Raw genomic sequence first — 10,046 nt, forward strand, 5'->3', positions numbered from 1 at the left:
GTTCTCTTTGAGCTAAGGCGAGGCAACGCCGTACCGGTTTTTGTTAATCCACTATGAAACTATACGCCTGCCGCCACACCACTGCCACAACCAAATCAAATGCCGTCTGAACAGTCTTCAGACGGCATCATAGGAATACACATATTTGAAACAACAGAAAAAGCAGGGGCAAAATCCGCCACTGCATCTGTCACTGTACATCCCTGCTGTCGGACTTACCGCTTCAACTTCGCAAACGCATCCGCCATCGCCGAATTGGCTGGGGCGCGGTCGTTGCGTTGGGGTTTGCGGCCGGCTGTCCGTTCGCGGCTGCGGTTTTCAGACGGCATTTTATGTTTTGCGCCGCCCGGTTCGTCATCCAAACGCATGGTCAACGCGATGCGTTTACGCGCAGCATCGACTTCCAGTACTTTCACTTTCACCACGTCGCCGGCTTTCACGACTTCACGCGGGTCTTGGACAAACTTGTTGGACAGGGCAGAGATGTGCACCAAGCCGTCCTGATGGACGCCGATGTCCACGAACGCGCCGAAGTTGGCGACGTTGGAGACCACGCCTTCGAGTATCATGCCGACTTGCAAGTCGCTGATTTCGTGGATGCCTTCGGCGAAGGAGGCCGTCTGAAACTCACCGCGCGGGTCGCGGCCGGGTTTTTCCAGCTCGGACAGGATGTCCAGAATGGTCGGCAGACCGAAGCGTTCGTCAGTGAAGTCGGACGCTTTGATTTGCTTCACGCGCTCGCGGTTGCCGATGAGTTCGGCGGCGGTAATGCCTTGTTGCGCCAGCATTTTGGCGACGACGGGATAGGCTTCGGGGTGGACGGCGCTCGCGTCCAGCGGCTCTTTGCCGCCGTTAATCCGCAAAAAGCCCGCTGCCTGCTCGAAGGTTTTTTCGCCCAAACGCGGCACTTTCAGCAATTTTTTGCGGCTGTCGAACGCGCCGTTTTCATCGCGGTAGGCGACGATGTTTTGGGCAAGGGTTTGATTCAAACCGGAAATTCGCGCCAAGAGCGGGGCGGAGGCGGTGTTCACGTCCACGCCGACGGCATTCACGCAGTCTTCGACCACCGCGTCCAGCGATTTGGCGAGCCGGTTTTGGTTCACGTCGTGCTGATACTGGCCCACGCCGATGGATTTGGGGTCGATTTTGACCAACTCGGCGAGCGGGTCTTGCAGCCTACGGGCAATGGACACCGCGCCTCGCAGGGAAACGTCCAAGTCGGGGAACTCGCGCGCCGCCAGTTCGGACGCGGAATAAATCGATGCACCGGCTTCGGACACGACGATTTTATGCAGCCCCATTTTCGACATTTCACGCACCAGTTCGCCCGCGATTTTGTCGGTTTCACGGCTGGCGGTGCCGTTGCCGATGGCGATGAGCTTCACGCCGTGTTGTTTAATCAGGCGCGACAGCGTTGCCAACATATTGTTTTCTTGATGCAAATAGACGATGACCGTATCCAGCAGCTTGCCGGTGTCGTCCACCACGGCGCATTTCACACCGTTGCGGTAGCCGGGGTCGAGACCCAGCGTCGTCAGCCGTCCGGCGGGCGCGGCGAGTAACAAGTCTTTGAGATTGCGGGCAAACACGGTAATCGCGTCGGTGTCGGCGGCTTCTTTCAAACGATTGAGAGCTTCAAGTTCCAACGACAAAAAGATTTTCGCGCGCCAAGTCAGGCGCACGGTGTCGCGCAGCCATTTGTGGCCGTCTGAAACTTTGAAGCGGCGGGCGATGATTTGCTCGTATTCGCTTTGCTGCGTAATCGGCGTGTCGTCGGGCTGATATTTGAGCGCGATGTTCAACACGCCTTCGTTGCGGCCGCGCAAAACCGCCAGCGCACGATGGCTGGGCATCGCACGAATAGGTTCGCGGTGGTCGAAATAATCGCTGAACTTTTCGCCTTCGGTTTCTTTGCCTCCAACGACTTGCGCGTGGATTTCGGCTTCGTTCCACAACTTATCACGCAGCGTGCCGATGAGTTCCGCGTCTTCGGCAAACTGTTCCATCAGAATCGCGCGCGCGCCGTCCAATGCGGCTTTGGTGTCGGGGACGTTTTCGTTCAGGTAGCCCTGCGCGGCGGCTTCCACATCCTGCGGCTGCTCGGCAAGCAACACGTCCGCCAGCGGCTGCAAACCGTGTTCGCGCGCGATTTGCGCTTTGGTGCGGCGTTTGGGTTTGTAGGGCAGATACAGGTCTTCCAGCGCGGTTTTGTTGTCGGCGGCTTCGATTTGTGCGCGGAGGCCGTCTGAAAGTTTGCCTTGCTCTTCAATGCTTTTTAACACAACGGCTTTGCGCTCTTCCAACTCGCGCAGGTATTGCAGCCGCTCGGCAAGCTGCCGCAACTGCGTATCGTCCAGCCCACCCGTGGCTTCTTTACGGTAACGCGCGATAAAGGGTACGGTCGCGCCGTCGTCCAAAAGCTCAATGGCGGCGGTGATTTGCGCGGCAGTGGCGGAGAGTTCTTGGGAGAGGATTCGGGTAATGTTCATAAATTGCCTTTTTATGCCGCTCGGACAGCCGGCGGCGCAATGTGGGTAATCGTTTGGAAAAGATGAAGATAATACTGATATACTTTGCCCGATACAATCTGAAAGGAATGTTTATGACCGTCCTGATTACCGGCGGCACCGGCTTTATCGGTTCGCACACCGCCGTCTCGCTCGTCCAATCCGGTTACGATGCCGTGATTCTGGATAATCTGTGCAACTCGTCTGCCGCCGTCCTCCCGCGCCTTCGGCAAATTACCGGTAGAAACATACCGTTTTATCAGGGCGACATCCGCGACTGTCAGATTTTGAGGCAGATTTTTTCGGAACACGAAATCGAATCCGTCATCCATTTTGCCGGTTTGAAGGCTGTGGGGGAAAGCGTTGCCGAGCCGATGAAATATTACGGCAACAATGTTTACGGCAGCTTGGTGCTGGCGGAAGAAATGGCGCGCGCGGGCGTGTTCAAAATCGTATTCAGCTCGTCGGCAACCGTTTACGGCGATGCGGAAAAAGTCCCCTATACGGAAGATATGCGCCCGGGCGATACCGCTAATCCTTACGGTGCGTCCAAAGCGATGGTGGAACGGATGTTAACCGACATCCAAAAGGCCGATCCGCGTTGGAGCGTGATTTTGTTGCGCTATTTCAACCCGATCGGCGCGCACGAAAGCGGTTTGATCGGCGAACAACCCAACGGTATTCCCAACAACCTTTTGCCCTATATCTGCCAAGTGGCTTCGGGCAGGCTGCCGCAACTGTCGGTATTCGGCGGCGATTATCCGACCCCCGACGGTACGGGAATGCGCGACTACATTCATGTGATGGATTTGGCAGAAGGGCATATCGCGGCAATGAAGGCAAAAGGCGGCCTTTCCGGCGTACATTTGTTCAACTTGGGTTCGGGGCGCGCCTATTCCGTTTTGGAAATCATCCGTGCCTTTGAGGCCGCATCCGGCTTAAATATTCCCTATCAAATCCAACCCCGCCGCGTCGGCGACCTCGCTTGTTCCTTTGCCGACCCGTCCCATACCAAACAAGAGACAGGTTGGGAAACCAAACGCAGCCTTGCACAAATGATGGAAGATTCGTGGCGTTGGGTCAGCCGCAACCCCGATGGATATGGGGATTAAATGCAAACCGCAAATAAAAAAACCATCCTCGTTACCGGCGGCGCGGGCTTTATCGGTTCTGCCGTTGTCCGCCATATTATCCGAAACACCCGGGACGCTGTCGTCAATATCGATAAGCTGACTTATGCCGGCAATTTGGAATCCTTGGCCGAGGTAGCAGGCAATCCCCGCTATGCTTTTGAGCAAGTGGATATCTGCGACCGCGCCGAACTCGACCGCGTGTTCGCACAATACCGGCCTGATGCCGTGATGCACTTGGCAGCGGAAAGTCATGTCGACCGCTCTATCGATTCGGCAGGCAAATTTATCCAAACCAATATCGTCGGCACATTCAATCTGCTTGAAGCAGCCCGCGCCTACTGGCAACAAATGCCGTCTGAAAAGCACGAAGCCTTCCGTTTCCACCATATTTCTACCGATGAAGTCTATGGCGATTTGCACGGCACAGACGATTTGTTTACCGAGACCACGCCATACGCGCCGTCCAGCCCCTACTCTGCTTCCAAAGCATCCAGCGACCACCTCGTCCGCGCATGGCTGCGTACTTACGGCTTGCCGACCATCGTAACCAACTGCTCCAACAACTACGGCCCTTACCATTTCCCGGAAAAACTCATTCCGCTGATGATTCTGAACGCGCTCGACGGCAAACCGCTGCCCGTGTACGGCGACGGTATGCAAATCCGCGACTGGCTGTTTGTCGAAGACCACGCACGCGCGCTGTATCAGGTTGTTACCGAAGGTGTTGTCGGCGAAACCTACAATATCGGCGGACACAATGAAAAAACCAATATCGAAGTGGTCAAAACCATCTGCACCCTGCTGGAAGAGCTTGTTCCTGAAAAACCGGCGGGTGTGGCGCGTTACGAAGATTTGATTACTTTCGTACAAGACCGTCCCGGCCATGACGTACGCTACGCCATCGACGCTGCCAAAATCGGCAGGGAGCTGGGTTGGAAACCGCAGGAAACATTCGAGTCCGGCATCCGCAAAACAGTGCAATGGTATTTGGACAACAAAACCTGGTGGCAAAACGTATTGAACGGCAACTATCGTTTGGAACGCTTAGGTACGGGCAAATAGCTTTCAGACGGCATTCCGACGCAATGCCGTCTGAAAACCCATCGCAAAGGAAGAAAGAAAAAAATGAAAGGCATCATTCTTGCCGGCGGCAGCGGCACACGCCTATATCCGATTACGCGCGGCGTATCTAAACAGCTGCTGCCCGTGTACGACAAGCCCATGATTTACTATCCCCTGTCCGTATTGATGCTGGCAGGAATCCGCAATATTTTGGTGATTACCGCGCCCGAAGACAACGCCTCTTTCAAACGCCTGCTCGGCGACGGCAGCGATTTCGGCATTTCCATCAGTTATGCCGTGCAACCCAGTCCGGACGGCTTGGCACAGGCATTTATCATCGGCAAAGAATTTATCGGCAACGACAATGTTTGCTTGGTTTTGGGCGACAATATTTTCTACGGTCAATCGTTTACGCAAACATTGAAACAGGCCGCCGCCAAGACCCACGGTGCAACCGTATTCGGTTATCAGGTCAAAGACCCCGAGCGTTTCGGCGTGGTCGAATTTGACGAAAATTTCAACGCCCTGTCTATCGAAGAGAAACCGCAACAGCCCAAATCCGATTGGGCGGTAACCGGCTTGTACTTCTACGACAACCGCGCCGTCGAGTTCGCCAAACAGCTCAAACCGTCCGCACGCGGCGAATTGGAAATCTCCGACCTCAACCAAATGTATTTGGAAGACGGCTCGCTCTCCGTCCAAATCTTAGGACGCGGTTTCGCGTGGTTGGACACCGGCACCCACGAGAGCCTGCACGAAGCCGCTTCATTCGTCCAAACCGTGCAAAACATCCAAAACCTGCACATCGCCTGCCTGGAAGAAATCGCTTGGCGCAACGGCTGGCTGACGAAAAAAAATGTGGAAACACGGGCAAAGCCTTTGGAAAAAACCGCCTACGGGCAATACCTGCTGCACCTGATTGGCAAATAAATGCCGTCTGAACGCCCCGACGGCTTTCAGACGGCATCCAAACCGTGCCGCGCCGGCACCTTGACCGACCTGCCGCACGGCGCGCATAAAAAATCAAACCGCAAAAAACAGCGGTAACGATACCGCCAAAGGACTTTATGAACATCATCGACACCGCCCTCCCCGACGTAAAAATTTTAAAACCGCAAGTCTTCACAGACGGGCGCGGTTTTTTTATGGAAACCTTCCGCGACGGGTGGTTCAAAGAAAATATTGCCAACCGAACTTTTGTTCAGGAAAACCATTCCCAATCACGCAAAGGCGTATTGCGCGGCCTGCACTACCAAACCGAAAACACACAAGGCAAACTCGTACGCGTAGTTGTCGGCGAAGTGTTCGACGTGGCCGTCGATATGCGAGAAGGTTCGCCGACTTTCGGCAAATGGACGGGCGCAACCCTGTCGGCACAAAACCAATACCAGCTTTGGATGCCCGAAGGCTTCGCACACGGTTTTTACGTTTTGAGCGACACGGCCGAACTTACCTACAAATGCACGGACTATTACAAGCCGGAAGCCGAACAGGTTTTAATATGGAACGACCCGGCAATAGGCATAGACTGGCCGCTTCAAACCGCGCCGCTGCTTTCGCCCAAAGACCTTGCCGGCAAAACGTGGGCACAAGCCGAAAAGCTCCGCCTTACGCTTTCCCGATAAAAAATGCCGTCTGAACGTTTCAGACGGCATTTTTTCTAACAGCCTACCTACCCGCCTTCAGTACGCGCTGTGCAAAGAAAAACATCCCGGTAACGAAGAACGCCAAGCCCAGCCATGAGGCGGCGGCATCCCAGTTTTCCAGATTCAACGCAAGCGGCGCGTCCGAGCCGCCGTTGGTCACGGAGAAGGCAATAATAAACGCCATAATCACACCAATCAGGCTTTCACCGACAATCAGGCCGGCGGAGAACAAGGTTCCGATGCGCTCGGCGTTTTTCAGACGGCCTTCACGGTTTTCCGCTTTTTTACCGATGATGTGTTTCAACACCGCCGCCAACACCGCACCTGCCACGATGGGCATATTGACGGACGGTGGCAGATAAATACCCATACCGACCGCAAGGACGGGCAGGGCAAGTTTACCGCCTGATGATTTTTTCAACACCAAATCGACGACGATTAATACCGCGCCAATCGCGATGCCGGTAAAGATGTAGACCCATTCAAGGTTGTGGGCGAAAATGCCCGACGCGATGGTCGTCATCAAAGTCGCTTGAGGGGCTGCCAAAGCCTGCGCCGCATCCATGCCTTCGCGCGGCATTGCGCCGGTAAAGCCGTAGGCTTCGTAAAGCAGTTCCAACACGGGCGAAATAACCAGCGCACCGACGATACAGCCGATAATCAGGGCGACTTGCTGCCGCCAAGGCGTGGCTTTGAGCAGGTAGCCGGTTTTCAAGTCTTGCAGGTTGTCATTGGAAATCGAAGCCACGCAGATTACTGCCGAGCCGCAGAAAAGCGTCAACGCCAGTAAGAATTTGCGGTTGGCTTCATCCGCCATCAAACCGCCTGATTCGCCCACAACCAATAAAACCAGCGAAATGATAACAATGGAAACGATGCCCACGCCGGAAATCGGGCTGGAAGACGAGCCGACCAAACCCGCCATATAACCGCAGGCGGCGGCGACCAAAAAGCCGATGACGGAAGCCAAAAGCGTGCAAACGACCACTAAAAGCCAAGCCATGCCGCCCGTAATGTGCGAATCGCCGATAAAGTGGTAAAACGACACGCCTAGAATAAACATCATAGACAATACCCAGAAAATCATGGCTTTAGGCGACAAATCCTGTTCAGCGCGTTCTGTAGCGGGCGCACCGCCGCCAAAACTCTTGAACGACATCTTCATGCCTTCCACCATCGGCTTGAGCAGCATCAAAAGCGTCCAAACCGCCGCGATACCTATGGTTCCCGCACCGATAAAACGCACTTTTTCCTTCCACAGCTTCATCGCAAACGCCGCCATTTCCATATCGGAAGGTTGCGGAATGTGTGAGGAGAAATACGGCACGGCAATGCCCCAAGCAATCGAAATGCCCAACAGGATAGCGATGCCGCCCGTCAGTCCGACCAAATAGCCCGCGCCCAACAAGGCCAGTGAAAAGCCCATCGGCAGTTGGAAAATTGCCGTACCGCTTTTAAACCAATAACTCGCGCTGTCGGCAATCACACGCAGACCTCCGGCGCAAAAGCTCATCAATCCCGCCAACGCGCCGCCTGCCGCCAGCTCTTTGATGCCGCTGCCGCCCTGACGGTCATCCCCTTCTTCATGACCGCCCACTTTCAAAATTTCAGCAGCCGCCACACCTTCCGGATAAGGCAAATCGCTTTTCACCACCATCGCGTAACGCAACGGAATGGTGAAAATCACCCCCAAAATCCCGCCGGCAATACATAAAAGCGTCGTCTGCCAGAACGGGAAACCGCTCCAGTAGCCCGCCATCAACAAACCGGGCAGGACGAAGATGATGGTTGAAAGCGTACCCGCAGCCGAGGCTTGGGTCTGCACCATGTTGTTTTCCAAAATATTGCTGCCTTTGAAAAACTTTAAAACCGCCATCGAAATCACTGCTGCGGGAATCGACGAGGCAAAGGTCAGCCCGACTTTCAAACCAAGGTAAACGTTGGACGCAGTAAAAATTACAGTAATCAATGCGCCGAGTATCATGCCTCGGAGCGTCAGTTCGCGGTATTCTTCTACCGAACCGGATAAAGATTTATTCATTATTCTTCCTTTGACAACAGACGTTCACATATTGTTGGCATCACGCCATGATGTCAAGTTTTAAAAAGAACGGTTAAAAACAGTTATCCCACCCTGCCCATACCCCATTGAAAATAAAAACTATTTCCAAACAAGCAAAAACAGCCGTATCAGGGAGATTCCCCGATACAGCTGCTTGTTTCCGAACCTTAAAATCAATCAAACAAATCGCGCAGCTTGTCTAAAAACGATTTCTTGCGCGGCGTTTGGTTTTCCAAGCCGGTAGAAATCCGCTCAAACTCTTCCAAAAGCTCTTTTTGACGGTCGGTCAAATTAACAGGCGTCTCAACAACAATATGGCAGTACAAATCACCGATTGCACTACTGCGCAACGATTTGACACCCTTACCTTTCACACGCATCCTTCTGCCTGTCTGGGTTTCCTTTGGAATAGTAAGCTTAACCTTGCCGTCCAAAGTCGGCACTTCTAACTCCCCGCCCAAAGCAGCCGTGGCAAAACTAATCGGCAGTTCGCAATGCAAATCCAGACCGTCGCGTTGGAAAATCTTATGGGCCCTGATACGCACCGTTACATACAAATCGCCTGCAGGCGCACCATGCCTTCCCGGCTCGCCTTCCCCGCTCAAACGGATACGTTGTCCGTCATCTATGCCTGCAGGAATATTGACTTCTACAGCCTTGCCGGTTTTATTCCGTCCTTCCCCATGACATTTAATACAAGGGTCTTTAATATGCTTACCTGCACCATGACAAGTCGGACAAGTCTGTTGCATACGGAAAATCGCCTGCTGGATGTGCACCGTACCCGAGCCTTTACAAGTCGGACAGGTTTCAGGGGATGTCCCGAGTTTCGCGCCGCTGCCGTTGCAGACATCGCACGCTTCATAAGTCGGAATATTGATGCGTTTCTTCACGCCTTTTGCTGCTTCTTCAAGCGTGATTTCGATACCGACTTGAACATCCTCACCCTGATAATCAGGCTGGGCACGCCCCGAACCGCCTCCAAACATTTGGCTGAAAATATCCCCAAAGTCAAAACCTTGAGCACCACCAAATCCGCCAAACCCTCCGAAGCCCCCCTGTCCGCCGCCTTCAAACGCCGCATGACCATATTGATCATACATAGCACGCTTTTCTTTATCGGACAAAGTTTCATACGCCTTTTGTACTTCTTTAAACTTCTCTTCCGCCTCTTTATTGTCAGGATTGCGGTCGGGATGGTATTTCATCGCCAATTTACGGTAGGCTTTTTTAATCTCATCATCGGTAGCTGTTCTTGCCACACCCAGCGTCGCATAAAAATCTTGATTACTCATTTTTTCATCTAATTCAAAATAAAATCACGGCTCAAAATAAGGGCAATTGCGCAAAACACAAGACAAACAGACTGCCATAGCTTACAAACTGAAACGGAATACACTTTTCAGACAGCATAAACCGATGCCGTCTGAAATCTTCAGGTATGCACGACACAAAAACTTAGACAGGCATAAAACCAACCGCCATGAAGTGTTTTTGTTATAAAAACGCCGCCCGAACGCATGTTCAAACGGCATTTCCTTTGCGTCGATTCATTCCCCGATATAGCGCAGGTCTTTTTCCAGCCATTTCCCTTCCAAACAAAAAAGCACCGGCGGCAGCCGATGCCCCTTCCTTT

At 53.4% G+C, this 10,046-nt stretch carries 7 protein-coding genes; 4 read left to right on the plus strand and 3 right to left on the minus strand.

The genetic code is table 11. From position 1 onward, the window contains the following. Window positions 1–215: 215 nt before the first annotated feature. Window positions 216–2,489: a Tex family protein gene (locus KEM39_RS09875; RefSeq protein ID WP_118997331.1), complete on the minus strand. Its 2,274-nt coding sequence runs from the start codon at window positions 2,487–2,489 to the stop codon at window positions 216–218. 113 nt (window positions 2,490–2,602) lie between these two features. Between KEM39_RS09875 and galE the strand changes: the two genes are divergently transcribed. The 4 genes from galE to rfbC all read left to right on the plus strand — a co-directional run bounded on the left by galE (window position 2,603) and on the right by rfbC (window position 6,327). Further along, window positions 2,603–3,619, plus strand: a complete 1,017-nt coding sequence (gene galE, locus KEM39_RS09880; RefSeq protein WP_118997330.1) for a UDP-glucose 4-epimerase GalE — start codon at window positions 2,603–2,605, stop codon at window positions 3,617–3,619. Then, a complete protein-coding gene (rfbB, locus tag KEM39_RS09885) occupies window positions 3,620–4,702 on the plus strand; it encodes a dTDP-glucose 4,6-dehydratase (protein WP_118997329.1) in 1,083 nt (360 codons plus the stop codon). It abuts the gene before it with no gap. A gap of 63 nt (window positions 4,703–4,765) precedes the next feature. Continuing rightward, entirely contained in the window at window positions 4,766–5,632 is an 867-nt protein-coding gene (gene rfbA / locus KEM39_RS09890) for a glucose-1-phosphate thymidylyltransferase RfbA (protein ID WP_118997328.1), read from the plus strand. 137 nt (window positions 5,633–5,769) lie between these two features. Further along, a complete protein-coding gene (gene rfbC / locus KEM39_RS09895; protein ID WP_118997327.1) occupies window positions 5,770–6,327 on the plus strand; it encodes a dTDP-4-dehydrorhamnose 3,5-epimerase in 558 nt (185 codons plus the stop codon). A gap of 43 nt (window positions 6,328–6,370) precedes the next feature. Here rfbC and KEM39_RS09900 read toward each other — a convergent pair whose 3' ends face one another. Both KEM39_RS09900 and dnaJ read right to left on the minus strand, forming a co-directional pair. Then, entirely contained in the window at window positions 6,371–8,389 is a 2,019-nt protein-coding gene (locus KEM39_RS09900; protein WP_101098139.1) for an OPT family oligopeptide transporter, read from the minus strand. A gap of 194 nt (window positions 8,390–8,583) precedes the next feature. Next, a complete protein-coding gene (dnaJ, locus tag KEM39_RS09905; protein WP_096112624.1) occupies window positions 8,584–9,705 on the minus strand; it encodes a molecular chaperone DnaJ in 1,122 nt (373 codons plus the stop codon). Between the last annotated feature and the right edge of the window lie 341 nt (window positions 9,706–10,046).

Origin of the sequence: Neisseria sp. Marseille-Q1983 (assembly GCF_018224585.1) — a bacterium.
Classification (GTDB): Bacteria; Pseudomonadota; Gammaproteobacteria; order Burkholderiales; family Neisseriaceae; genus Neisseria; species Neisseria polysaccharea.